A 23957-nucleotide genomic window follows, 5' to 3' on the forward strand; every position below is an offset into this window, starting at 1 on the left:
ATCATTCCTTTATGATGATATGTTCTTCTCTTTTAGAGTCAAACATTTTAATTTGCTCTGCATTTTCTAATTTATAAGGTTTTTGCATTACATCTTGTTGTGCTTTTAAACCCCAAATAGTAAGTCCAGCTAAAATTGATAACAATAAAACAGTTGCTATTAACATTCCACTAACACCTGAAAGTGAAAATACACATCTATTTGAATTTTCCATTATTCACCCCTTGAAAGAGAAATTGTATATTCGCCAACTGCTTCTTTTTGAAGCTCGTTTAATAAACCATTATTAAAATGAGGCATTACACCTATACTACCTGCTTTACCACGATTTAAAACTTCTACCACAAATTCAGCACTACCATATTTTGTTAAATCTGGAGCTACTAACTGACCATCAATAGTTCCTTTTCCATCTTCACCATGACATACTGCACAAGTTACAAAAAGTTCTTTTCCTTTTGCTACAAGCTGAGGATTTTCAGTTTTTTTAATCACTGAAATTTCAGAAGCAACATAAGCTGCAATTGCAGGGATATCAGCTTCATCTATGCCATTGTCTGCTGCACTTAACATTTCACCCATAGGATAATTCATACCCTTAGAACCTTTAGTAATTACTTCTATAAGTCCTTCTTCTGAACCCCAAATGTTAAGATTTTGTGCTTTTCCATTGATACCATCACCAGTAATTCCATGACAAGAAGAACATTGAACCAAGAAAATATTTTTACCCATTTCTTGTTTATCTTGTGCACTTAAATTTGCAAATTTCTGCGCAAATTTTTCATTATGTGCTTGTACTTCTTTATTATACTCACCAATTTGAGAATAGCTATTTAAAGGATATCCCCAAAGAAAATACCATATACACCATACTATAGCTAAGAAAAATACAACAGCCCAACCAAGTGGTATAGGATTTTTAAACTCACCTATACCATCCCAACTATGCTCGCTTAGCTCACCTTGGCTTTTTTCTTCTTTCATACTTTTAAATAATTTTCCTACCACAACAAGTGTAATCAAGATGATAAGAATTGCTCCAATAAAAGATAATAAATTAACATTATCTTGTAAGTTCAACCATTGCATTAAGCACTCCTTTTATTTTGCTCTAAAACACGATCGCTGATTTCATCATGCAATGCTAAATCAGCATATTTTTCATAGTTTCTTCTACCTGTTTTTTCAGATCTATATAAATGAAACCAATAAGAATACAAAACTACCACTAAAAACACTACAAGAGCAAAAAAACCATAAGCTTGTAGCTCTCTTATTAGTTCTAAATCCATAGTTTTTCCTATTTTAAGCTATTAAGATACGCGATTAAAGCTACAATCTCTCTAATTTCGCCTCTAGCAAACGCATCTTTAACATCTTGATTTTTCATTTGATCTACTATAGCTTGAGCTTCTGCTTTAACTTCTGCTTGAGCCTCTTCCCAAGTACCAAGTTTTGTACCATTTTCAACATCATAAGGCACATTGAAAACTTTTTTTACAGTTAGCGCTTCTGCATAAGCTGTTTCTATGTTTGCATTATTGCTAAACATATGTTTATAAGCTGGCATAATAGAACCAGGAACGACTGAAACTGGATCCCACATATGATTTTCATGCCAATCTGTAGTTCTAAAATTACCTATACGCAATAAATCAGGTCCGGTTCTTTTTGAACCCCATAAAAATGGTCTATCATAAGCATATTCACCACTAACTGAATACATACCATAACGATCTGTTTCTGATTTAAAAGGACGAATAAGTTGTGAATGACACGCATTACAACTTTCTTTAATATAAGCATGGCGTCCTGCAAGTTGTAAAACCGTATAAGGCTTTTTACCTTCAATTGGTCTTGCATTTTGAGCAAAATCAGGTAAAACCTCTACAATACCTGCATACGCAATTACAATAAATACCGCTACAGCAAAAAAGAATGGATTTTTTTCTAACCAACTAAACATATTTTTCCTCCTTATGCTGCCATAGGTGAAGCACTTTTTGGTTCTTTATCAAGTACTCTACCCACTGCGATTGATTTGTAAATATTATAAACAAACATGAAAAATCCTACTAAGTATAACAAGCCACCCACAGCTCTAATCCAATAGTAAGGAATAATAGCTTCAACAGTATCGATGAAAGTATAAAGTAAGTTACCATACTCATCTGTAGCTCTCCACATCATACCTTGAGTAATACCTGCTATCCACATAGAACTAAAGTACAATACTATACCTGTGGTTTGAATCCAAAATTGAGCTTCCATTAATGATTTGCTATATAACTCTCTTTTAAACATTCTAGGTACCATGTGATAAAGTGCAGCCATGGTCATAAAGCCAACCCAACCTAAAGTACCATCATGAACATGTCCTGGAATCCAATCTGTAAAGTGCGCTAATGCATTAACTGATTTAATAGAAAGAATAGGACCTTCCAAAGTTGAGAACATGTAGAAAGTTGAAGCTAAAATCATAAATTTGATTAATGGGCTTTCTCTTAATTGACTCCACTCACCTTTCATAGTAAGTAAGATATTAATTGCTGAACCCCAAGAAGGTAAAATAAGCACAATTGAAAAAACTGAACCCATAGTTTGCATCCAATCAGGTACGGTAGAATAAATCAAGTGGTGTCCACCTGCCCATAGATAAACAAACATTAAGCCCCAAAATGCAAATAAAGACAATTTATAAGAGAAAATTGGTTGACCGCTTTCTTTTGGCAAGAAATAATAAATTTGAGCAATAATACCAACAGTGAATACAAATGCAACAGCATTGTGTCCATACCACCATTGAACTAACGCATCATTTGTTCCTGCATACATAGAAACACTATGCCACCAATCGCCCATTCCACTTACAAAGTATGTTGGTACAGCCATATTATTAAATAGATAAAGCATTGCTATACCTAAAAAAGTAGCTATATAATACCAAAGTGAAACGTATAAAGTTTTTTCACGGCGAATTCCAATAAGTCCAAAAATGCTTACACCCCATAAAACCCAAACTAAAACTACCAATATATCAAGTGGCCATTCAAGCTCTGCGTATTCTTTTGAAGTACTAACACCTGCAAACAAAGTAATAACAGCTATAATCATAGTAATCATATAAAGCCAAAAATGTAATTTACCAACAAACATTAAAAAGCTTGATTCTGCCATACTAACTTTTAGCACGCGTTGACCAATATAATACCAAGTAGCCCAAATTCCTGAGAGCATAAAACCAAAAATTACACCTGAAGTGTGCAATGGTCTAAGTCTTGAAAAAGTACCATACTCACCGGCTAAATAGTTTAAATCCGGATAAGCCATTTGAAAGGCAATAAGCGTTCCAATAGCCATACCAATAACACCAAACAATAAGGTAGCAAACATAAAATATTTAGCAACCGTATAGTCATAGTTTAATGCATTTCCTGGGTGCATTTCCTCTCCTTAATTTTTTTTCTGCAAATATGCAATCTTTATATTATATGATATTTAATATCTTTTTTAGCTTAAATTATGTCTAATTATTTATTATTTATTAATAAATAATAATGTTATCGCGTGAGCATAAAACCAGTATAAGAAAAATACATACCGTAAAAAAAGATTAAAATATAAGAAATCAAACTAGCTATTTTTTGAAATTTTTCATTTAGTGTTTTAGAAAAATAAGCAAAAAATATCAAAGCAGGTAAGGTTGAAAGTCCAAAAATAAGCATAATTAATGCCGCTAAATAGACATTTTGCATACTCATACCAAAGGCTATATAAAAATACACCAATCCACAAGGCACAAAACCATTTAAAAATCCCAAAAAAAGAGTACTTTTTAAAGACTTGTTTTGAATTAATCTTGAAATATTTTTTTTAATGACACAATCAAAAATTAAAGAGCTTTCAAAAAAAGCTAAAAATTTTCCTTTAAAAATTAAAGCAAAAGCTAAAACTACCATAAAAATCCCGATAGCAAAAAGCATTATACCTTTTGCAAATTCACTAAAATAAAATAAATTTCCAAAAAATCCAAAAAACACGCCTAAACAAACATAAGCAAAAATTCTAGATAAATGATAAGAAAAGATTAAAAGAGAAAAAGGAAGTTTTATTTGCTTTGAAAGCTGAGTATAAGCTAAAACAAAACCTCCGCACATTCCATAACAATGTCCAAAGCTAGAAAGAAAAGCTATACTCACTAAAGCAATGAAATCTAAATTCACAAAAGCTCTAAAAATTCTTTAAAGATATACTTGCTCTCATGTGGCCCTGATGAGCTTTCTGGATGGTGTTGTACTGATATAATAGGATAGTTTTTATATCTTACACCCTCTACATTATCACCAAATAAATTTCTATGAGTAATAGTTGCAACCTCTGCTATTTCTTCAGGAACATTATAGTTGTGATTTTGTGCTGTAATTTCTACTGTGTTATTTGTAAGATTGATTACTGGATGATTTGCACCGTGTTGACCAAATTTCATCTTATAAGTTTCATAACCAAAAGCATTACTTAAAAGTTGGTGCCCCAAACAAATACCTAGCATAGGAATTCTTGCTTCTGCTAATTTTTTAATCTCTGCAATTTCATTTTTTAAAATTCTTGGCTCACCTGGCCCATTGGATAAAAACACCCCATGAATTACACCTTTTTGATATAAATCAATCAAATCTTTTGCCTTGGTATTATAAGGAAAAACTTCTACTTCAAGTCCTACGCTTACAAGCTCATTTAAAATATTTTCTTTTACACCATAATCAATCACAGCTACTTTTTTACCACTTGCTTTTACGTTCTCATAAGCTTTTTTACTATGATCCCAAGCACCTTTACTATGCTTATAAGAGCTTTTAGTGCTAACTTGAGCTACATAATTTACCTCATCAATTTTAGCACTAGAAAGAAGCATTTTCTTAAGTTCTTCTTTGTCTTTGATTTCAGTAGAAACAACGGCTCTTAAATTGCCTTGATCTCTAATCATTTTAACTAAAAATCTTGTATCAATTTCACAAAGTCCTATTTTGCCATGGTTTTTCAAATAAGCATTTAAAGAATTATTAGCTCTAAAATTAGAATAATCTTCATTTAATTCTCTTATAATCATACCGCTAGCAAAAATTTCTTTACTTTCATTGTCTTCATCATTAACACCAACTATACCAATTTCTGGCATTGAAAAAACTACAAATTGACCCGCATATGAAGGATCAGAAATAATCTCTTGATAACCAGTTAAAGAGGTATTAAAAACAAGCTCACCAAAAAAAGTTCCACCTTCCCCAAAAGCTTTTGCGCTTAAAAAAACATCATTTTCTATATAAATATATGCTTTCATAAAAGTCCCTTTTTTCTAAGCTCTTCTTGATATAACTTTTCAAATACCAATTCATATTCTTCAGAACCTGGGATAAGTTTTCTTTTATAATTTGAAATTTTTTCATAGACTAAATCTTCTAAATTTTCATACTCTTTTAAATAAGACATAATACTTGAAAAAATCAAATTTTTCACACGATTTTCTGATACATTATAATTTATCAAGTCCTCTTCTACTAAATTTTCTAAAATTTTATGAGAAAGGTTATTATATCTATCTTCACTATCAAGCATAAATTTAAATTCACTTGCTAGTTTTTTCTTAATCATCCAAAACATACTTTTTCTATCTATTTGCATAAACTCTATTTCATCCTCTTGACTTTCTAAAAGCTCTTTTGCTTTTTCATCAAGTTTACGCTCGTTTAAAACATCTATTTCTATAATTTCTTTTGCTATTTTTAAAAGTTTTTGGCTATCATCTTTGATTTTTACAAAAGAAGAGTGCATTAAATCAAGTATTATTTTATTTGCTATATAAGGTATATGAGCTGGTTTGATACGCATTTATTCACCTTTTTATTTTTATTGAAATAATACTAAAAAAAAGGTAAAAACTGCTTAAAACTTACTGCAAACTTACATTTTGATCTAAATTTTTCAAAAGCAGTGTTAAATCTGAAGCTTTCTTAGGTTCCATTTTTGCCATAATAGATGAAATTTTTCTAGGATCAAGCGAAAGTAGAATTTTTGAAGCTTCATCAGGTTCCATTTCACTTAATATACCTGCAACAGCCACATCTTTCATTTTTGCATAGATTTCTGTAATACGCCCCATAGTTTTATCATTAATCGCTTGAAGATTTTCTTTAGTTGCTTTCAATATACGCTCATTTTGTTCTTTTAAGGTTTTGATTTGTTCTAAACTTGCATTAATATCAGCCTCTTTTTGCACCAAAGCTTGCATTTTTTCTTTTTGTAAAGCTTCAAAAGATGCTCTATATGCCTCTAAACTTTGTCTTGCCTCGTCATATTCTCTAATTTGTTCTTGCATTTGTTCTTTTCTAGCTTCGAAATACTGCTCACAATTTTGCTGAGCATGTAAAATACTTACTATAAAAATAAAGAAATATATTATTTTTTTCATGATTTGTCCTTATTAAAATGCCTTGTTATAGCAAGTTCATCTATAAACTTTTCCTCTTCTTTTTGTAAAGCTTTTTGAATCTTTTTTAATTCTTCATTTTCTAAAACTTTGATTTTTTCAAATTCCAAATGAGCTTTTTTATATAAATGCTGATGATGTGCTAATTCTTTTTTGGTTAAATCTAATTTTTGTTTAACCCTTTGCTTGCCTTCTCTTGCAATTTCTTGCAATTTTAAAGACGATCTTAACAAAGCTATCGAGCCCTTATCGGCTAAAGTTAAGCTTTCGCAAGTTTTTGAGGCTTCCTTAAGCTCTTCTTCACACTGCAAAAGCTTTTGTCTTGTTTTGGTTAAATTTGCTTCTGCTTTATCAAGCTGTTGTTTTCTAAGCTTAATTACAGAAGAATATTTGCTTTTCATAAAATGATAGTATCTTCTCTTTCGGGACTTGTAGAGATATAGCCTACTTTAACACCACTTAATTCTTCCAAACGTTTAATGTATTTTTTTGCATTTTCAGGCAATAAATCATAATCTCTAATCCCTGCAACTTTGTCCCAACCTTCCATTACTTCATAAATAGGTTTAGCATTTTCTAAATCACAAGGCACATAGTCTATTTCTTGTCCCTTATACTCATAAGCTTTACAAATTTTAACATTTTCAAAACCATCTAACACATCAAGTTTCATTAATGATAAAGTATCTAAGCCGTTTAATCTTGCAGAATATCTTACCGCAACCGCATCAAACCAACCACATCTTCTTTTTCTACCTGTGCTTACTCCGATTTCTTTACCAATAAGTCCTATTTTTTCACCATCTTCACCTAAATCTTCACTTGGAAAAGCTCCATTTCCCACTCTTGTTGTATAAGCTTTTACTATACCTATAACTTTTCCAATTTCTTTTGGATTTAATCCCAAACCACTTAAAGCTCCAGCTGAAATAGTCGTTGAACTAGTAACATAAGGATAAGTTCCATGATCAATATCAAGCATTGATCCTTGCGCGCCTTCTAATAATACTTTTTTATCTTCATCTAAAGCTTTCCAAAGCATTCTTGTAGTATCTGTAATATATGGCGCTAGCACTTCTTTAAAGCGTTTTAAATCTTTTAAAATTTCATCATAACTAGGCATTGCAATACCTAAAATATCAAAATAAGTTTTTTTAAGTTCAAAATCTTTCATTAAATTTTCACAAAGTTTTTCAGGCTCTAGCAATTCCCCTACTCTATGTCCATTACGACTTATTTTATCTTCATAACTTGGCCCTATACCTTTGCCTGTTGTTCCTATAGCTTTATCGCCTTTAAGTCTTTCTCTTGCTTGATCAATCAAAGCATGATGATTTAAATTTAAATGAGCCCTATCACTTATAAATAATCTTCCTTCTAAATTTTCAAATTGAGCCATTTCGCTAATTAGCACATCAGGATTAACTACAACTCCATTACCTATGACATTAATACATTGCTTATTTAAAACACCTGATGGCATTAAATGTAAAGCATATCTTATACCATCAACCCATATAGTGTGACCTGCATTATGACCACCTGCACTCCTACAAACATAATCATAATTTTCGCATAGTTTATCAACTATCTTACCTTTACCCTCATCACCCCATTGGATACCAACGACAATATCTGCTTTACTCATAAAAACTCCATTTTGACTTAAATTTGGCGAGAAGGTGAGAGAATCGAACTCCCCAAAAAGTAGTCAACTACTCTTTCATCTGATTTGAAGTCAGTGGCCATCACCAGATAAGCTAACCTTCCAAAAAAGATATTATATCTTAATATTTTTAATTGAAATAAAAATTAAATAAACAACTTTGTTTTAAAAACAACAACTGCCTCACCTGTAATTTTAACTTTATTTTCTTTAGGGAAAAATTCTACTAAAATCTTTCCTTCTCGTCCTATAGCTTTTCCTTGTTTAGCATAAAATGAAAAAGTATCTTTTATGTTTGAAAATTTATATTTGTGCAAAAAGGGAGCTAAAGGTGCATGTGCATTTCCAGTAACTGGATCTTCATTTATACCAATAGCTGGCGCAAACATCCTTCCTTGTGTTAAAACATTTTCTTCTTTAGTATCAAAAGTAAAAACAAAATATCCATTACAGTCTATACATTCACTAAGCTTTGCTAACTCTTGCATATTAGGCTTTAAAGCATTTAAAACATGATAATCTTTTATAGCTATTAAAACTTTAGAATGTCCTGTAGAAACTACTTGTATTGGTAATTCCTTAATCAAATCCTCTTCTTTTAAACCTAGTGCTTTGGTTAGAATTTCTATCTCTTTTTGATTTAATTTATTTAAAAATTCAATCTCGTCATAAGTCATAGTCATAAAATAATTATCATCTTCTATTTTTACTTCAACATCAAAAACGCCTGCCTTGCATTTTTGTTCAAAAATAGTATTTTGACTAATATTTTTTTCTAAAGCTAAAGCATAATGCGTTGCAATAGTAGCATGCGAACATATAGGAACTTCAGTACTTGGAGTGAAAAATCTTACCTCGTGTGAAAAATTATTATTTGGATTTTTAAAAACAAAAGCTGTTTCTGAATTATTAAGTTCTCTTGCGATTTTTTGCATTAAATCATCACTTAAACCATCTGCATTTACTACGACTCCAGCAGGATTTGCATAAAATTTTTCTCTAGTAAAAGCATCAATTTGGTATACAATATATTCTTTCATAACCAATCTCCAACTATTTAACAACCATCGCTAGATTAATAATTATTATATCTTAATATTTTTAATTAAAATAAAAATTAAATATCTAAAGTTATGGGAGACTTTGTTTTATTTTCTTATCAAATTTCTTAGCTATAATAACACTTTATTTTAGTGTCAAGTTTTGACAATCACAATTTTTGGATACAACAATGCATTCTTTCAAACAATCTTTTTTTATAAATTTTTGGGATAATTCCAAAGGCATGATCATGCTTGGAATTTTAAGTGCTATTTATTTTGGAATTTTTGGTAGTGTTTGGGCAGTCACTGGCGAAATGACACGCTGGGGTGGAGAGTTTTTAGAATTTTTTAGTATAGACTTAAGCTCTTATTCTTATTATCAAAAGCAAAATTTAAGTGGCACTCCCTTAACAAGAATTGATGGTATTATGCTTATAGGTATGTTTATAGGGTGTTTAAGTGCTGCGTTTTTAGCAAATAAATTCAAATGGCGCTTACCTGCTAGCAAAATTCGAATTTTTCAAGCTATTATAGGCGGAATTTTATCTGGATTTGGTGCAAGACTTGCCTTTGGTTGCAACCTAGCAAATTTTTTTACAGGCTTGCCTTATTTTTCTTTACATACTTGGGTTTTTACTTTGTTTATGATTTTAGGGATTTATTTAGCTGTTAAAGTTTGCAACCTAGCACTTTTTAAGCCAAAAGCCAAATTACAACGCGTTTGTAAAGAAAACCAACCATTAAAAACACAAAATAAAACCGCAAAGATATATTTTTATACAGGACTTATTTTATTTATAATTTTTATTGCTTATGTTGGATTTATAATACAAAAACAACCTTTAAATATTAAAAACAAAGAAAGTATTCTCCCCTTAGCGCTAATATTTGGCTTTGTTTTTGGTTTTATCATATCTAGAGCTCAAATTTGCTTCACTTCTTGCTTTAGAGATTTATTTTTATTTGGTAGAGATAATGCTATAAAAGGTGCTTTAATAGGTATGATTATAGCTTGTTTAATAGCTTTTGCATTTATCTTACAAGGACACACTAGCAAAATAATAGAAATATCACCAAATATTGCTTTAGGTGCTTTTTTATTTGGCTTTGGGATAGTTTTTGCCGGAGGATGCGAGTGTGGCTGGATGTATCGAGCTTGTGAAGGACAAAGTCATTTTATTATAGTGGGTATTGCAAATATTATTGGTACTATGATATTAGCTTTAAGTTACGATTATTTTCCAAATTTCTTAACAGATGGAGTAAAGATTCATCTTTTAAATGAATTTGGTTATTTTAATGGCTTAGTAATCAATTTAACTTTATTTGCAATTTTATTTTTATTTATATTAAAGTTTAAAAAATCATTCTTTTTCAAACAAAATAAAAAAGGAAAAATATGATTATTCATTATAGTTTAAATTTAGAAGGTGAAGCTTGCCCATATCCTGCTATAGCTACTATTGATGCCTTAAAAGAACTAAAATCAGGTGAAATCTTAGAAATTTTATGCGACTGTCCGCAAAGTATCAATTCTATACCTCAAGATGCTAAAAATCGTGGTTTTGAAATTCTAGAAATAAATCAAGATGGCCCAACGCTTAGATTTTTAATTCAAAAGCCTTAAAGGCTTTTGAATATATATTAAAGATGTTTTAACATTGTTTCATAAGCTGCTTTAGTTCCTGGGCGCACTTTAGTTACCAAACTCACTAAAACAATCACAACAGAAGCAGCTAAAAATCCCGGAATGATTTCATAAATAGGAAAATTAAGCCACTCGGCCAAGAAATTTTTATATGCTACAACTACAACTGCACCAGTAATCATACCTGCAATAGCAGCATATCTTGTCATTTTTGACCAAAATAACGAAAAGAGCATTACAGAACCAAAACTTGCTCCAAATCCTGCCCAAGCATAAGCTACTATACTTAATACACTTGAGTTTTTATCAGTAGAAATGATAAAAGCTATCACAGCTACTGCTAAAACACCAAATCTACCCAAAGTCATCACTGTTTTATTAGATGCTTCTTTATTAAAAATTCTTTTATAAAAATCTTCTGCTATAGTTGAACTTGAAACAAGCAATTGTGAACTTGCTGTACTCATGATAGCTGCTAAAATAGCGCTAAGTAAAATGCCTGCTATCCAAGGATTAAAAAGTAATTGTGACATTACGATAAAAATCTTTTCAGGATCTTGCAAACTAAGCTCAAATTTACTCACATAAGCTATACCTAAAATACCTATCAAACAAGCACCAATTAAAGATATAACCATCCAAGAAATTCCTACAAAAGTAGCAGTTGGGATATCTTTAGTTGATCTTATAGACATAAAGCGTACCAAAATATGCGGTTGACCAAAATATCCAAGTCCCCATGAAAGTGCTGAAACTATACCCAAAAAGCTCAACCCTTCTCCCATGGAAAAAGTATTTGGCTTGATTTCTTTAACTATATTAACAGCTTCACTAAATCCACCCAAATGATAAATCATCACTATAGGCACAACAATCAAGGCGCTCATCATTAATAAACCTTGAATTAAATCTGTCCAACAAACTGCCTTATATCCACCCAAAAATGTATAAGCAACTATAATCACAGTTCCTGTAGTAAGTGCATAATCATATTGAATTCCAAAAGTTGCTTCAAAAAGTTTTGCCCCACCTACAAGCCCCGAAGAAACATAAAAAGTAAAGAAGATCAAAATAACAATAGCACAAACCACTCTTAATATATGCTTATCATCATCAAATCTTGTTTCAAAATAATCAGGAATTGTAATAGAATTTGCAATCACACTAGTATAAATTCTAAGTCTTTTTGCTACAAAAGCCCAGTTTAAAAATGCTCCTATACTAAGACCTATTGCAATATAACTTTCAGCCAAACCGCTTACATATAAAGCTCCTGGTAAACCCATTAAAAGCCAACCGCTCATATCAGAAGCTCCTGCACTAAGTGCAGAAACCACCGGTCCCATAGAACGGCCACCTAAAAAATAGTCCTCTGAATTTTTATTTTGTTTATAAAAATAAAATCCGATAAAAAGCATTAATGCTGAATATGCGACAAACATTATCGCAATTTGAGTATTAATTTGAACAACCTCCATTTTATCTCCTTTTTATATTATTTTAAAGCACGAATGCCTAGATTTCCATAACGATGGAAAGATATACTTAAAGCTTTTTCATTATGATATAAAAGCAACTCAAAACGTCCGTTTATTAAAGGCTTAGCATTAGCGATGATTTTTGCACAACTTGCTGCTTTTATGAAAATTTCATCATTAACATCCAATGGAGCAAAATAACGGATTCTTTCATAATTAGCTATCTTGTTAATGAAATTTTCTTTACTTTCTTTAAGGAATAAAGTTTTAGAGCTAATTTTTTGATTAATCTTTTGTACAAGATCTATTTTTTCATGCTCATCATAACTTAAAATAAGATCAATATTTAGCACACTAGCTGCTAAAATAACTCCCAAAATATCTTTTAAGCTATCATCTTTATGCACTCTATAAGCGATATTTTTAACCTTTGTATAAGAGAAAAGATTATCCTCACCTCTTATATTGACATAATCTTTCGCACTTGCAAATTCATGCTTTGCATGATAAGCATAACTTCTTGCCATAGCTTTAACGACTTCAAAATCGGCTTTATCTTTTTCATTTAAATCTAAGCTTAAAGCATTTAAATTTGATACTAATTCATTGTCCAAAACATTTTGATCAGCTTGACTTTGCTCTATATCTAAAAATTGAGTGATGTAATTATAAATTCCAACCTTTCTACCAAAACCAATGGCTGATTTTTTAATACCACCAAAAGGCTGTCTAAGAACTATAGCTCCTGTTGTTGGTTTATTAATATAAATATTTCCTGCCTCTATGTGAGTATGAAAATACTCCCATTCTCTCTCATCTAAACTTTCAAATCCTGCTGTAAGTCCATAACCTGTTGAATTTACTATATCAATAGCTTCTTTTAAATCTTTTGCTTTCATCACAGTTAAAATTGGTGCAAAAAGCTCATTCATGTGTGTAAAATCACCTTTTTTAGTACCATACTTAATCCCTGGAGTTAAAAGATAAGGATTATCATCTATAAATTTAGGTTTTAAAGCCCAACTTTCATATGGAGCTAACTCATCTAAAGCTTTTTGTAATTTTGCATCTGGCTTATCTGCTAAAGCTCCAAGTTTATTTTTAAATGCAAAAGGATTTCCAACCGCCATAGAACTAGCAGCATCTACTAAAGTCTTTTTGAACTCTTCATCTTCATAAACTTCCTCTTCTAAAACAAGTAAAGAAGTAGCAGAGCATTTTTGACCTGAATTTGAAAATGCTGAATGAATGATATTTTTAATCGCACTATCACGATCAGCAAATTTAGAAACAATAGTTGCGTTTTTACCACCTGTTTCAGCACTTAAAAGTAAAGTTGGATTGGCTTTGAGCATTGCATAAGCAGTTTCTTCCCCACCGGTTAATACTGAAAATTTTACACTTTGATCAACGAGCAAGTATTTTGATATATCACTACCTTTAGCAGGTAAAAAAATCAAAGCATCTTTAGGAATTCCTGCATCCCAAAAACATTTACAAAGCATATAACCTGTTAGCATTGATAAAGATGATGGCTTATATATCACTCTATTGCCTGCAGCTAAAGGTGCTGCTATGGTTCCTACTGAAATACCCACTGGGAAATTCCATGGCGCAATCACCACACCTATACCTTTTGCTTTAAAAGTAGTATTTGGATTTTGCTCTTTTAGTTTTTCCAAAGAATGCGGATAAAATTCTAAAAAGTCTATAGCCTCACTTACTTCAGGATCAATTTCTAAGAAAGTTTTTCCTACTTCTAAGGCTGCTATACCTATTAAATCTCCTCTACGATCTCTAACAAGTTGGGCAGTTTTTGCTAAAATTTTATAAATTTCATCATGACTTAAATCACTAAAATTTGAGCTCTTAGCTACATCTAAAGCGTGTTTAATCTCTTTTTGGCCTGCTAAATATGCTTTACCTATAGTGCGATTTTTGATTTTATCTTTAACTTCTACTACTTGTAAATTTTCGTTTTTAATTTCCTCTTTTACAACCGGATATACATCATAATTTTCTAAATTTTCATATTTAGTTCTTATATTTTTAGCCCACTCTCTATTTGCTTTTAAGATAAAATCTGTATCAGGTTCGTTTTTAAATTCTTTACTCTCATAAGAACTAATAGCCTTTGTTTCATTGTTTCTATCTTGAGTTCTATGAGTAGAATTATCCAAACTAGCAACGCCTTCTAAGGATTTTATAAATAATTCTTTTTGCATTTGCCAATTTTTATCATTAACTTTAAGATTGAAAAAATATCTCATGAAATTATCTTCACTAGTATTTTCATCAAGTCTTCTTACTAAGTATGCAATAGCATTATTAAAATGTGCTTCATCACAAACTGGAGCATAAAGTATAAGATCATGCATTTTAGAAAGTTCATAAGAACATTGCAAACTCATACCCTCAAGCATTTCAAAAGTAAAAGATGATAAAGCTCCAGCTTGTGAAATTCTAGTATAAGCATAAGCAATTTCAAACAAATTATGGCTTGCAATACCTACATTAATATATTTATGATTATCTCCCTCTAAGACAAAATCAAGCATTTTTTTATAGTTACTATCGGTGTCAATTTTTTTATAAAAAGTAGGCAGAGCCCAACCTCTTTGTGAAGCTATAGTTTCTTCACTTTCCATATTTGCACCTTTTACAAAGCGAATTTTTATAGGCTTCATACCTTTTAAAACTCTTTCTTTTGAAAAAGCAAAAAGTTTTTTCAAATACTCATAAGAATCAGGTAAATAAGCTTGCAAAACAATACCTGCTTTAATATCGTATTTTGCAACACTCTCCATAAAAGCTTCAACGGTTAATTCCAAATCTCTAAATTCTTCCATGTCAAGATTGATAAATTTAGACACACCTTGCTTTTTTTCTTCCTCTAAAGCAAGAGCATATAATTTATCCAATCTTTTTACCACCTCATCTTTAGAGTATTCAAAATCAATAATATTGATTTGGGAAAAAATGGTAGTAATTTTAATAGAAATATAAGTAATATAGCTTGTTTTTAATGCTTCTTCGTATTTTTTCATCCTATAAGCACTCTCAGCTTCACCCAAAACCTCTTCACCAATTAAATTTACATTTAAGGTGATTTTATCTTCATCTTTTCTTTTACGCATATGAGGCTCTAAAACACTAGGATTTGCATCTAAAACCATAGCTTTAGTATCTTCTCTTAAATGCTTAATGAAAAATGGCACACTAAGAGTTGGTGCAAATTTTCCAAAATTTAAAAATGAAAAAAGTAAAAATTTTTCAAAAGCACTAAAAAAATCTGCTATGCCATATTTGTTTAAAGTATATTCTATCAGCTCAAAACTAGCACTTTTATCTTTACATCTAAAAGAGCGATCTAAAAGCTCAATCAACATTACTTTATTTTTAGGGTTGTTTAAAAGTTTTTGCATTTTGGCATGAAATTCTTTTTCGCTTTGAGAGATATTACTTTCTATCTTTCTTTGTAATTCTTCAGCTAATTGCAAAGCTTTTTGTATCATTTTTTCCTCCACTTTAATAGTTAATATGTATTTATGATACAAAAAATGCAACGAAAATCAACATATATTTATTTATAATTTATTTTTTTATGTGAAAAAGTAACAAATATAAACATATATTTTTAATTGTAAATAAAATATTAGCGTAATAATAAATAATTATGAGTATTTTTTACACATCTAGCAATAATCTTTGCTTCAATATTGTGATCTTTTAGGATTTTTAAAGCTTTATTTGCTTCATTTTCATTTATGATAGCTAAAAGTCCACCTGAAGTTTGAGGATCAAAATATACTATATCCTCATCTTTTTCGTTTAAATTTTCAATCCAATTTTTTAGACTATCTTTATTTTTATAAGCTCCTGCTGGGATAATCCCCATATTAGCCATTGACAAAACTCCATCCATCAAAGGAATTTCATTTTTATATACTTCTATCATAATCTCTTTATTTAACATTTCTTTTAAATGCCCCAAAAGACCAAAACCTGTTACATCACTTAAAGCACTAAGACTTTTAAATTCCCTTAAAATACGACTTGCGTATAAATTTAAAAAGCTCATTTGCTCTATTGCTTTTAAAATATTTTCTTTTTCTAGCAAACCAGCCTTAATAGCAGTGCTAATAATACCACTACCTATAGGCTTAGTAAGTAAAATCACATCACCATCTTTTGCACCATTGTTAGCTATAAATTTTTTAGGATGAACTACACCTGTTACACTAAGACCAAAAATAAATTCATCATTTTCTATAGTATGCCCACCTACTAGCACAGCTCCTGCTTCTTCAACCTTAACTCTAGCACCTTCTAAAACTTCAAGTAAAATTTCATTATTAAAATGACAAGTATCAAAGCCTACAATATTTAAAGCATTAATCGCCTCAGCGCCCATAGCAAATACATCACTTAAGGCGTTTGCAGCAGCTATAGCGCCAAAATGATACGCACTATCAACCACAGGTGTGATAAAATCAAGAGTTTGCACTAAAGCTAAATCTTCATTTAGCTTATAAACACTTGCATCTTCGTTATTATTAATACCACTTAAAATATTTTCATGCGGTTTTAAAATGCCAAGAATTTTGTCAAGACCCACCGAGTCTAATTTGGCAGCTCAACCCGCAGCTTTTACGTATTGAGTTAGTTTTTGATCTTTATATATCATAAAGAAATAATCTTTGCCTTTCCAAAAAGTTCATTTAAAATTTCATAAGCATTACCTATTTTACCTATTTTAAGCTCTTTGCTTTTGCCAAAAAATTCCAAACATGCCCCACAACTATAAATTTCAACTCCTAAATTTTCAAGTTCTTTCATAGCTTCAAATGCCATATGAGAGCAATCAATATTCATCAAAACACTATCATTAACACAAAGGATTTTTGCGGGTTTATTAGGTAAATCTTTTAAAGTTTTTAAAAAGCCTAGCATTAAATTTTTTCCAAGCTCCCCTTCGCCTACTTTATCACTTTTTAAAAATAATACATTGTATTCTTGTAAATTTTGTTCTTGAGTATGAACTATATCGCCATCTTTTACAATACTAATAATACTCTCATCATCTAAATCTTTAACATTAAATTTCAAATTTAAAGATTTTAAAAATCTCATTACATTTTCTTTAGAAGCTTGAGAATTTAAAAGAATTTCTAAATTTTCATTTTCTTTTAACTCTTCTAAAGCTTTTTTTGTTTCTATCACAGGACGCGGACAAGCTAAATCTCTACAATCAATTTTCATTTTTTACCTTTTTTATTTAATGATATATTGTTATAACTTGTATTCAAATTAAGTTTTGTCTTTTTCTTGATTTTTTTTGAAAAATAATTCTTTAAAGCGTTTATTGGTGTATTCTTCTACATCTTGTTGTAAAATTTTAAAATTTTGAATTAACTCATAAGCTCTAGGAGTAAGTTTGCTACCTGATTGACTTCCCCTTCCTTTTTTAGCAATAAGTAATTCTTCTTTCATATTTTTTTCTAAATCCTGTATATAAAGCCAAGCTTTTTTATAATTAATCCCTAGTTGTTTAGCCGCTTGGGAAATACTTCCACATTCTCCTACTAATTCTAAAATATCTGTTTTCCCTTTACCAAAAAGCAATTCTCCATCAGGATTTTCTACCCAAATTTTACTTTTTATATGAAATTTTTTACCTTTTTTTTCTTCAAAACAACCAAGTTCGCAATGTTTAACATCAATTTTATAAGTTTTAAGTGTAGCTCTAATATCAGCCATATTAAAGTTTTTAGCACATTCTAAAGCATCTTTACATGATATGCGACGCTTAGAATCTAGTTTTGTTTCTAATTTTTCTAAAATTTCACTTTTTGCTATATTTTTATTTAACTTTCCAAATTGACCTAGCTCACAATCTGAAATTTTTATACTTAATTCTTTTATAGCAGTTTGAAAATCTTCTTTAGAATATTGTTTTAAAAGTTCTAACGCTTTTTTACAAGTAAGTTTATTATTTTCATCAAGATTTTTTTGAATTTGTAAAATTAGCTCTTCCATGAATTAACCTTGGATTATAAGTAGTAAAAAAGGGTGTTTGTAAACACCCTTTGAGTTATTTTGCATCAAGTCCTAAATTTTGACCCTTAAGTAAAACTCTTTTTCTATACATCGCACTAACTTCAGCTGCATCACCAACCAAAAGTGCATTTGTAGAACAAACCGCAGCACACATAGGTACTTTACCCTCTGCGATACGGTTTTGTCCATAAAGTTCTCTTTCTTCATGAGAGTTGGTAGGCTCAGGACCACCTGCACACATAGTACATTTATCCATTTCACCTTTAATACCAAAAGCACCATCTCTTGGAAATTGTGGAGCACCAAAAGGACACGCATAAAGACAATACCCACAACCTATACAAGTTTTTTTATCATGTAAAACAATACCATCAGCTCTAATATAAAAGCATTTTACAGGACAAACTTGCTCACATGGAGCATCTGTACAGTGTTGGCAGGCAAGAGTTGTTGAAAACTCTTTACCTTCTATACCTTCATTTAGAGTGATTACCTTTCTTCTATTAATCCCCACTGGCACTTCGTGCGCACTTGAACAAGCTACTTGACAAGCAAAGCAAGAAATACAGCGATTATTATCTACATAAAATTTCATTCTAGCCATAACTTACCCCTTAAGCCTTTTCAAGTCTGCAAAGTCCTGCATTAAACTCAGAAATTTGCGTATTTATATCAAAACCATAGTTAGTAACCGTGTTAGAACTTTCCCCTATAGTATAAGGTTTAGTACCTTCAGGATAATTGTAACTTAAATCCACTCCTTGCATAATACCCGCAAAGTTATAAGGCAAGCAAATTCTATCTGGTGTAACTGAATGATTATGCACACATTTTACTTTAATCTTAGTGCCTTGTGGTGAGTGAATCCACATCATATCACCATCATTTATGCCATATTTTAAAGCAAGTTCAGGATGTACATTAGCAAACATCTCAGGTGTGATTGCAGCAAGATATTTACTAGTTCGCTCAAGCATACCCGCACCACTTAAATTTACTAAACGCATACTTGAAATAATAGTTGGAAATTCTTTACTCCAATCTGTTTTTTGTTGCTCGCTGATAAATTTACTCTCAACTCTAAAGTTTTTCTCTTGATCACCCCAAGTAGGATATTTTTTAACCAAATCCCAACGAGGTGAGTGAATAGGCTCTCTATGTAGTGGAATAGGATCAGCAAATTCCCAAACTTTCATTCTAGCTCTTGCATTACCTAAACAACAAGCACTTTTTTCCCTGCATTTTTCTAAGATTATACCTGAAATATCTGTACTCCAGCTAGCACCCATTAATTCTTTTTCTTTATCGCTTAGTTTGATATTAAACACTTTTTCGATATTTTCTTTAGTAATTTGTGGGTAGCCACCTTTAACTTTACATCCTTTTGGAGTAAAGGCTTCATCTGCTAATTGAGAATGCCCTTCATGCTCCAAACCAAAGCGGTTTCTAAAGCCCATACCGCCTTCTTCATAAGGCACATCAGTATTCCATAATATAGAAGTTCCCGGATGTTGTTCATCCCAACAAGGCCAAGGTAAGCCATAGTATTCGCCTTTAACTTCACCACCAAGACCTCTTTGAGTATCAGGATCAAAATGTTCCCAATTTTGTTGGTGTTTTCTTAAGCGTTCAGCTGAAATACCTCTTAAGCCTATGCTTAAAAGACCATTACTCATTTCTCTTGTAGCATCATCAGGCCATATGAAATTATCATCATTATCATCTCTTGTTTGCACAAGTTTATGATCTTTTAATTCCATTTTCATACCACGAGTGTATTCTTTATAAAAACCAAATTTTTTAGCAAAAGCAAACATAATCTCTTGGTCTTCTTTACTTTCATAAATTGGTTTTACTACTTGAGAACGCCATTGCATAGCACGGTTAGTCGCAGTCACATAACCTTCTGTTTCAAATTGGGTTGAAGCAGGAATAATATAAATTCCATCTGGACGGTCTGCTAAAACTGCTACTTCATTTACAAAAGGTTCAGCGATTACAATCATATCAAGTTTTTTAAGCGCTTCTTGAATTTTTACCGTATGCGCCATAGAAGTAATACCCGTTCCTTGAACCCAAAGCACACGGATAGGTGAGTTTGAATAAGTTTTTTCTTCATGTAAAACGCCTTGCCACCATTTTGCTAGTGAAAAGCCTTTTTCATGCATCCATTCTTTAGAATAAAATCTTGAATTTAAATACTCTCTCTCAACATTCCATACATTAGAAAAATGATTCCAAGCATTATCATCAAGCCCATAATAAGCTGGTAAAGTATCAGCTAAACAACCCATATCAGTAGCACCTTGAACATTATCATGACCTCTGATAATATTTGTTCCTGCACCTGGTTTGCCTATATTACCAAGAACGAGTTGCAAGATAGCTAGAATTCTTGTATTAGAGCTACCTACTGAGTGTTGAGTAATACCTAAAGCCCAGAATAGCGTAGCAGGTTTGATTGTAGCTAGCATTCTTGTGATTTTTTCAAGTTGAGCAGCTGGAACACCTGTTACATCTTCTACAACCTCAGGAGTCCATTTAGCAGCCTCTGCTTTTATTTCTTCAACCCCATAAGTTCTAGTTTTGATTAATTCTTTATCTTCCCAACCATTTTTAAAGATTAAATGAAGCATACCATAAACTAAAGCTATATCTGTACCTGGACGAATTCTTACGTATTCATCAGCATGCACTGCAGTTTTTGTAAATACAGGATCTACAACTACTAATTTAGCATTATTACGATCTTTTGCTTGCAATAAGTGTTTAAATCCAATAGGATTAGCCACAGCAGTATTTGCACCAAAAATAATCATCATTTTTGAATGTTTAGTCACATCACCAAAATGATTTGTCATAGCGCCATAACCCCATGTATTCGCCACACCGGCGACTGTTGCGCTGTGTCAAATTCTAGCAACGTGGTCTATATTATTAGTACCCCAAAATGCTGCAAATTTTCTAAAATAATAAGCTTGTTGGTTATTAAATTTAGCCGAACCTAAAAACATAACGCTATCAGGCCCATTTTCCTTACGGATTTCAAGCATTTTATCACCAATTTCATTGATAGCTTGTTCCCAAGTTAAACGTACCCATTTGCCGTTTTCTTTTTTCATAGGATATTTAATACGCTGTTTTGATTTAGTAAGATCGATTTGATCTATCCCTTTACAGCAGTGTGATCCTTGTGAAATAGGATGTTCTATAGCGTTTTCTTGACGCACCCAAACTCCATCTTGCACTTCTGCTTTAATTCCACAGCCTGCACTACAGATACTACAGATTGTTCTAACAATCTTAGAATCTGGATAAGGATTTGCTACTTCTTGTTCACTTGCAACTCTAATAGCTTTGTTTTCACTACCAAAAGCCGCACTTCCAAGACCAGCAATACCAGCAAGCTTAAGAAAATTTCTTCTTGCTAATGCCATCTTCTTCCTTTCTTAATTAATAAGCTATTTTGTAGTATTTTTCCCAATGCATAGTTTTTTTATAAAGCACTTCTTTTTTAGTACTTTTTCCTAAAACTACGGTATTTTGCTCTTGGTAATCATCTTTAGCTAAAGCATTCACACTTGCCCCAGCTACTACCCCTAAAGCACCAATTTTCAAAGATTTTTTTAAAAAATCCCTTCTTTGATTGGCCTCCATGTTCTCTCCTTTGAAATAAAAGTAAAGAATAACTATAAATACTTATTTTCAAAGTATTTACACACTTAACAGAGTAAATTTTGCATATTTTCACTTAAGATTTTATTTAATTTCTATTTTCATAAAAAGATGATTTTGATAATATGTATTTTGGTAACAAAATACATATTAATTTTTATAATTTGCTAAGTTCTTCTATATTTGTTTTGCTAAATTTAGTAGGAAGTCTTGGTTCATAAGGAAGTCTTTGTAAAGCCTCATCTGCTATACTTTTACCTTCTTTTTTTATAGGCACTTGCACTTCTAAATAAGCTCTTTCATTTGCAAAAAATACTTTCATAATATTGGCAATAGCAATGTAAAAATTTGAGTTTTTGTGGATTTGTAATTTTTCTATAAACTCATCTACTACAGGATTTATCACAAAACGAAATAATTGCTGTGCAACTTTTAAATCATGCTCAATAATACTTGCCATAAAAGCAAACAAAAAGCCAAATTCATCTTCACTTTGTCTGCAATCTTCTTTTTTTCTAAATTTGGTTTTTCTAATGATTTCACAAGCTTGAAGTTTCATTTTACCATCATCTCTACCCTCATCGTAAAAAGAAGCACTAATAGGTACATTCACATAAGAAAAATCAAAAAACACCGCATTTTGCTCTTCTTTAAAATTTACAAAATCGCATGCACTAAGTTTTTCAAAATCAGGTTTTAGGCTATCATCTAAAGGACTTTGAGCTAAAACTAAAACTTGTTCATGCCAAATTTTAAACTCTTTTTCATCGATAAAATTAAAAGCTTTTGAAAAAAATTCATAAAAATATTTACGCGAAAGATCAATATCTTGTATCATTAATTTTCCTTGTTATTTTTATTTGATTATAACAAGGAAAATTTAAAAAAATCAAGTGAGATTTTAAATTTTTGTTTTAGAATCATAAGTAAACGATGGATTGATTTGTTTTTTATCGCTTAATTCTTTATACCAATAAGAATGTAAAATATAAACTTCTTCTTCTTCCTTATAACCACTAATCATAGAGTGAATACTTCCTTTAATAGCAAATACAGCCATATAAATATGAATAGCAAAAAATACCGCACATAAAATACCCAAAATATTATGGATGATAGCTGAAGCTCTTAAAATATCTATATGAGAAATTCCAAAAATAGACTGCAAAGAAGTAGAATTAAAATCAAGGAAAAACATAAACGCACCGGTGATTATCATCAAAAATCCACCAAAAACAGCTATATAATACCAAGATTTTTGACCAAAATTAAACTTACCCGCAGGCACAGGTTTTTTCTCTTTGCTTAAATATCCACCTACTATCATCATCCATCTTAGATCATAACTTGCAGGAAGCATTCTTTTAATCCAACACAAAAGCATAGGAATGATAGAAATGATAAATAAAATAGTAGCAATGCCATGTAAGTTTTTACACATTCTTACAAAGAATCCACCACCAAAATATGATCCAAAAATCATAATAAGTCCGGTTGGCACAAGGATAATCCAAGAGATTGCTGCTACAAAATGAAACAATCTTTCAAATACCGAAAAAGCATAAATTTTCTTACCATCATGGGAAAATTTCTTTGGACCTATGACCATATAGTGCAAAGCAAAAGCTGAAATTACCACTATAAGTATAATCAAAACAGCACTTGCAATATACTCACCTTGCAGTTTAGTCCACAAAGCACCAAAATTTTGATAACTTTCTATATTCATTACTCTTTGTACATCCCAAATTTGAGTATTTTTAACTTCAAAATTTTCTTGAGCAAATAGAAAGCTAAAACAGGCTAAAAGAGCTAGTATAACTCTATGCATAAATTACTCCTAAACATTACACGCTAGCTAAAGCTTAGCATTGTAGTTTTGTTAATTTTCAGTTTCCAT

General features: G+C 31.1%; 24 protein-coding genes and 1 tRNA gene. 2 read left to right on the top strand and 23 right to left on the bottom strand.

Annotation, left to right across the window (positions count from 1 at the left end):
• Position 1 precedes the first annotated feature (1 nt).
• The 13 genes from L8X40_RS00295 to L8X40_RS00355 all read right to left on the bottom strand — a co-directional run bounded on the left by L8X40_RS00295 (position 2) and on the right by L8X40_RS00355 (position 9193).
• Positions 2-214, bottom strand: coding sequence for a DUF4006 family protein (locus L8X40_RS00295; RefSeq protein WP_087700422.1), 213 nt, complete (start codon positions 212-214; stop codon positions 2-4).
• Positions 214-1092: a cytochrome-c oxidase, cbb3-type subunit III gene (gene ccoP, locus L8X40_RS00300; protein WP_087700420.1), complete on the bottom strand. Its 879-nt coding sequence runs from the start codon at positions 1090-1092 to the stop codon at positions 214-216. Before ccoP ends, L8X40_RS00295 begins: the two co-directional genes overlap by 1 nt.
• Positions 1092-1295 carry a cytochrome c oxidase, cbb3-type, CcoQ subunit gene (locus L8X40_RS00305; protein WP_039617636.1) on the bottom strand — a complete coding sequence of 68 codons (204 nt, stop codon included), beginning with the start codon at positions 1293-1295 and terminating at the stop codon, positions 1092-1094. The genes ccoP and L8X40_RS00305 overlap by 1 nt, the downstream gene beginning before the upstream one ends.
• Positions 1296-1303: 8 nt before the next feature.
• A complete protein-coding gene (gene ccoO, locus L8X40_RS00310) occupies positions 1304-1969 on the bottom strand; it encodes a cytochrome-c oxidase, cbb3-type subunit II (protein ID WP_087700416.1) in 666 nt (221 codons plus the stop codon).
• Positions 1970-1980: 11 nt separating this feature from the next.
• A complete protein-coding gene (ccoN, locus tag L8X40_RS00315) occupies positions 1981-3447 on the bottom strand; it encodes a cytochrome-c oxidase, cbb3-type subunit I (RefSeq protein ID WP_087700414.1) in 1467 nt (488 codons plus the stop codon).
• Between the two features lie 116 nt (positions 3448-3563).
• On the bottom strand, positions 3564-4226 hold the full coding sequence (locus L8X40_RS00320) for a sulfite exporter TauE/SafE family protein (RefSeq protein ID WP_214135702.1): 663 nt from the start codon (positions 4224-4226) through the stop codon (positions 3564-3566).
• Positions 4223-5341 (bottom strand): glutamine-hydrolyzing carbamoyl-phosphate synthase small subunit, encoded by a 1119-nt coding sequence (carA, locus tag L8X40_RS00325; RefSeq protein WP_263667059.1) that lies wholly within the window; start codon positions 5339-5341, stop codon positions 4223-4225. The genes L8X40_RS00320 and carA overlap by 4 nt, the downstream gene beginning before the upstream one ends.
• Positions 5338-5889, bottom strand: a complete 552-nt coding sequence (locus tag L8X40_RS00330; RefSeq protein ID WP_087700408.1) for a DUF507 family protein — start codon at positions 5887-5889, stop codon at positions 5338-5340. The genes carA and L8X40_RS00330 overlap by 4 nt, the downstream gene beginning before the upstream one ends.
• 61 nt (positions 5890-5950) lie before the next feature.
• Positions 5951-6472: a MotE family protein gene (locus L8X40_RS00335; RefSeq protein ID WP_261529632.1), complete on the bottom strand. Its 522-nt coding sequence runs from the start codon at positions 6470-6472 to the stop codon at positions 5951-5953.
• Entirely contained in the window at positions 6466-6888 is a 423-nt protein-coding gene (locus tag L8X40_RS00340; RefSeq protein ID WP_087700404.1) for a flagellar FliJ family protein, read from the bottom strand. The genes L8X40_RS00335 and L8X40_RS00340 overlap by 7 nt, the downstream gene beginning before the upstream one ends.
• The gene (locus L8X40_RS00345) at positions 6885-8135 is read right to left on the bottom strand and encodes an adenylosuccinate synthase (protein WP_263667060.1); all 1251 of its coding nucleotides are present in this window, start codon (positions 8133-8135) and stop codon (positions 6885-6887) included. Before L8X40_RS00345 ends, L8X40_RS00340 begins: the two co-directional genes overlap by 4 nt.
• 24 nt (positions 8136-8159) lie before the next feature.
• Positions 8160-8257 (bottom strand) — tRNA-Sec (locus tag L8X40_RS00350).
• Between the two features lie 42 nt (positions 8258-8299).
• Positions 8300-9193, bottom strand: a complete 894-nt coding sequence (locus L8X40_RS00355) for a PhzF family phenazine biosynthesis isomerase (protein WP_214099917.1) — start codon at positions 9191-9193, stop codon at positions 8300-8302.
• Positions 9194-9384: 191 nt separating this feature from the next.
• On the opposite strand from L8X40_RS00355, the gene yedE reads away from it, so the two are divergent.
• A complete protein-coding gene (gene yedE / locus L8X40_RS00360; RefSeq protein WP_263667061.1) occupies positions 9385-10599 on the top strand; it encodes a selenium metabolism membrane protein YedE/FdhT in 1215 nt (404 codons plus the stop codon).
• Entirely contained in the window at positions 10596-10823 is a 228-nt protein-coding gene (gene yedF / locus L8X40_RS00365) for a sulfurtransferase-like selenium metabolism protein YedF (protein ID WP_087700396.1), read from the top strand. The genes yedE and yedF (L8X40_RS00365) overlap by 4 nt, the downstream gene beginning before the upstream one ends.
• Positions 10824-10840: 17 nt before the next feature.
• Here yedF (L8X40_RS00365) and putP read toward each other — a convergent pair whose 3' ends face one another.
• The 10 genes from putP to L8X40_RS00415 all read right to left on the bottom strand — a co-directional run bounded on the left by putP (position 10841) and on the right by L8X40_RS00415 (position 23888).
• Positions 10841-12322, bottom strand: a complete 1482-nt coding sequence (gene putP / locus L8X40_RS00370; protein WP_039617615.1) for a sodium/proline symporter PutP — start codon at positions 12320-12322, stop codon at positions 10841-10843.
• A gap of 17 nt (positions 12323-12339) precedes the next feature.
• A complete protein-coding gene (locus L8X40_RS00375) occupies positions 12340-15837 on the bottom strand; it encodes a bifunctional proline dehydrogenase/L-glutamate gamma-semialdehyde dehydrogenase (RefSeq protein ID WP_263667062.1) in 3498 nt (1165 codons plus the stop codon).
• Positions 15838-15977: 140 nt separating this feature from the next.
• Positions 15978-17009 (bottom strand): selenide, water dikinase SelD, encoded by a 1032-nt coding sequence (gene selD / locus L8X40_RS00380; RefSeq protein ID WP_263667063.1) that lies wholly within the window; start codon positions 17007-17009, stop codon positions 15978-15980.
• Positions 17006-17584, bottom strand: a complete 579-nt coding sequence (gene yedF / locus L8X40_RS00385; RefSeq protein WP_263667064.1) for a sulfurtransferase-like selenium metabolism protein YedF — start codon at positions 17582-17584, stop codon at positions 17006-17008. Before yedF (L8X40_RS00385) ends, selD begins: the two co-directional genes overlap by 4 nt.
• Positions 17585-17632: 48 nt before the next feature.
• Complete coding sequence (locus tag L8X40_RS00390; protein WP_263667065.1) at positions 17633-18361, bottom strand: winged helix-turn-helix domain-containing protein; 729 nt, start codon at positions 18359-18361, stop codon at positions 17633-17635.
• Between the two features lie 55 nt (positions 18362-18416).
• Positions 18417-18986 carry a formate dehydrogenase FDH3 subunit beta gene (gene fdh3B / locus L8X40_RS00395; RefSeq protein ID WP_039662920.1) on the bottom strand — a complete coding sequence of 190 codons (570 nt, stop codon included), beginning with the start codon at positions 18984-18986 and terminating at the stop codon, positions 18417-18419.
• 10 nt (positions 18987-18996) lie between these two features.
• The gene (locus tag L8X40_RS00400) at positions 18997-21819 is read right to left on the bottom strand and encodes a formate dehydrogenase subunit alpha (protein WP_263667066.1); all 2823 of its coding nucleotides are present in this window, start codon (positions 21817-21819) and stop codon (positions 18997-18999) included.
• Between the two features lie 16 nt (positions 21820-21835).
• Positions 21836-22039 carry a twin-arginine translocation signal domain-containing protein gene (locus L8X40_RS00405; RefSeq protein WP_012661099.1) on the bottom strand — a complete coding sequence of 68 codons (204 nt, stop codon included), beginning with the start codon at positions 22037-22039 and terminating at the stop codon, positions 21836-21838.
• Positions 22040-22214: 175 nt separating this feature from the next.
• The gene (locus tag L8X40_RS00410) at positions 22215-22895 is read right to left on the bottom strand and encodes a molecular chaperone (protein WP_263667067.1); all 681 of its coding nucleotides are present in this window, start codon (positions 22893-22895) and stop codon (positions 22215-22217) included.
• Between the two features lie 63 nt (positions 22896-22958).
• A complete protein-coding gene (locus L8X40_RS00415) occupies positions 22959-23888 on the bottom strand; it encodes a formate dehydrogenase subunit gamma (protein WP_263667068.1) in 930 nt (309 codons plus the stop codon).
• Positions 23889-23957: the final 69 nt, after the last annotated feature.

Source organism: Campylobacter sp. CNRCH_2013_0855, assembly GCF_025773025.1.
Taxonomy (GTDB): Bacteria; Campylobacterota; Campylobacteria; order Campylobacterales; family Campylobacteraceae; genus Campylobacter_D; species Campylobacter_D jejuni_C.

Bases quoted from the DNA above. Each gene is read 5' to 3' on its own strand.
- L8X40_RS00390 (WP_263667065.1), bottom strand. From the start codon at position 18,361: ATGGAAGAGCTAATTTTACAAATTCAAAAAAATCTTGATGAAAATAAT.
- L8X40_RS00410 (WP_263667067.1), bottom strand. From the start codon at position 22,895: ATGATACAAGATATTGATCTTTCGCGTAAATATTTTTATGAATTTTTT.
- L8X40_RS00355 (WP_214099917.1), bottom strand. From the start codon at position 9,193: ATGAAAGAATATATTGTATACCAAATTGATGCTTTTACTAGAGAAAAA.
- L8X40_RS00305 (WP_039617636.1), bottom strand. From the start codon at position 1,295: ATGGATTTAGAACTAATAAGAGAGCTACAAGCTTATGGTTTTTTTGCT.
- L8X40_RS00405 (WP_012661099.1), bottom strand. From the start codon at position 22,039: ATGGAGGCCAATCAAAGAAGGGATTTTTTAAAAAAATCTTTGAAAATT.
- ccoO (WP_087700416.1), bottom strand. From the start codon at position 1,969: ATGTTTAGTTGGTTAGAAAAAAATCCATTCTTTTTTGCTGTAGCGGTA.
- ccoP (WP_087700420.1), bottom strand. From the start codon at position 1,092: ATGCAATGGTTGAACTTACAAGATAATGTTAATTTATTATCTTTTATT.
- L8X40_RS00330 (WP_087700408.1), bottom strand. From the start codon at position 5,889: ATGCGTATCAAACCAGCTCATATACCTTATATAGCAAATAAAATAATA.
- carA (WP_263667059.1), bottom strand. From the start codon at position 5,341: ATGAAAGCATATATTTATATAGAAAATGATGTTTTTTTAAGCGCAAAA.
- L8X40_RS00345 (WP_263667060.1), bottom strand. From the start codon at position 8,135: ATGAGTAAAGCAGATATTGTCGTTGGTATCCAATGGGGTGATGAGGGT.
- yedF (WP_087700396.1), top strand. From the start codon at position 10,596: ATGATTATTCATTATAGTTTAAATTTAGAAGGTGAAGCTTGCCCATAT.
- L8X40_RS00295 (WP_087700422.1), bottom strand. From the start codon at position 214: ATGGAAAATTCAAATAGATGTGTATTTTCACTTTCAGGTGTTAGTGGA.
- ccoN (WP_087700414.1), bottom strand. From the start codon at position 3,447: ATGCACCCAGGAAATGCATTAAACTATGACTATACGGTTGCTAAATAT.
- fdh3B (WP_039662920.1), bottom strand. From the start codon at position 18,986: ATGGCTAGAATGAAATTTTATGTAGATAATAATCGCTGTATTTCTTGC.
- putP (WP_039617615.1), bottom strand. From the start codon at position 12,322: ATGGAGGTTGTTCAAATTAATACTCAAATTGCGATAATGTTTGTCGCA.
- yedF (WP_263667064.1), bottom strand. From the start codon at position 17,584: ATGAAAATTGATTGTAGAGATTTAGCTTGTCCGCGTCCTGTGATAGAA.
- yedE (WP_263667061.1), top strand. From the start codon at position 9,385: ATGCATTCTTTCAAACAATCTTTTTTTATAAATTTTTGGGATAATTCC.
- L8X40_RS00415 (WP_263667068.1), bottom strand. From the start codon at position 23,888: ATGCATAGAGTTATACTAGCTCTTTTAGCCTGTTTTAGCTTTCTATTT.
- L8X40_RS00375 (WP_263667062.1), bottom strand. From the start codon at position 15,837: ATGATACAAAAAGCTTTGCAATTAGCTGAAGAATTACAAAGAAAGATA.
- L8X40_RS00340 (WP_087700404.1), bottom strand. From the start codon at position 6,888: ATGAAAAGCAAATATTCTTCTGTAATTAAGCTTAGAAAACAACAGCTT.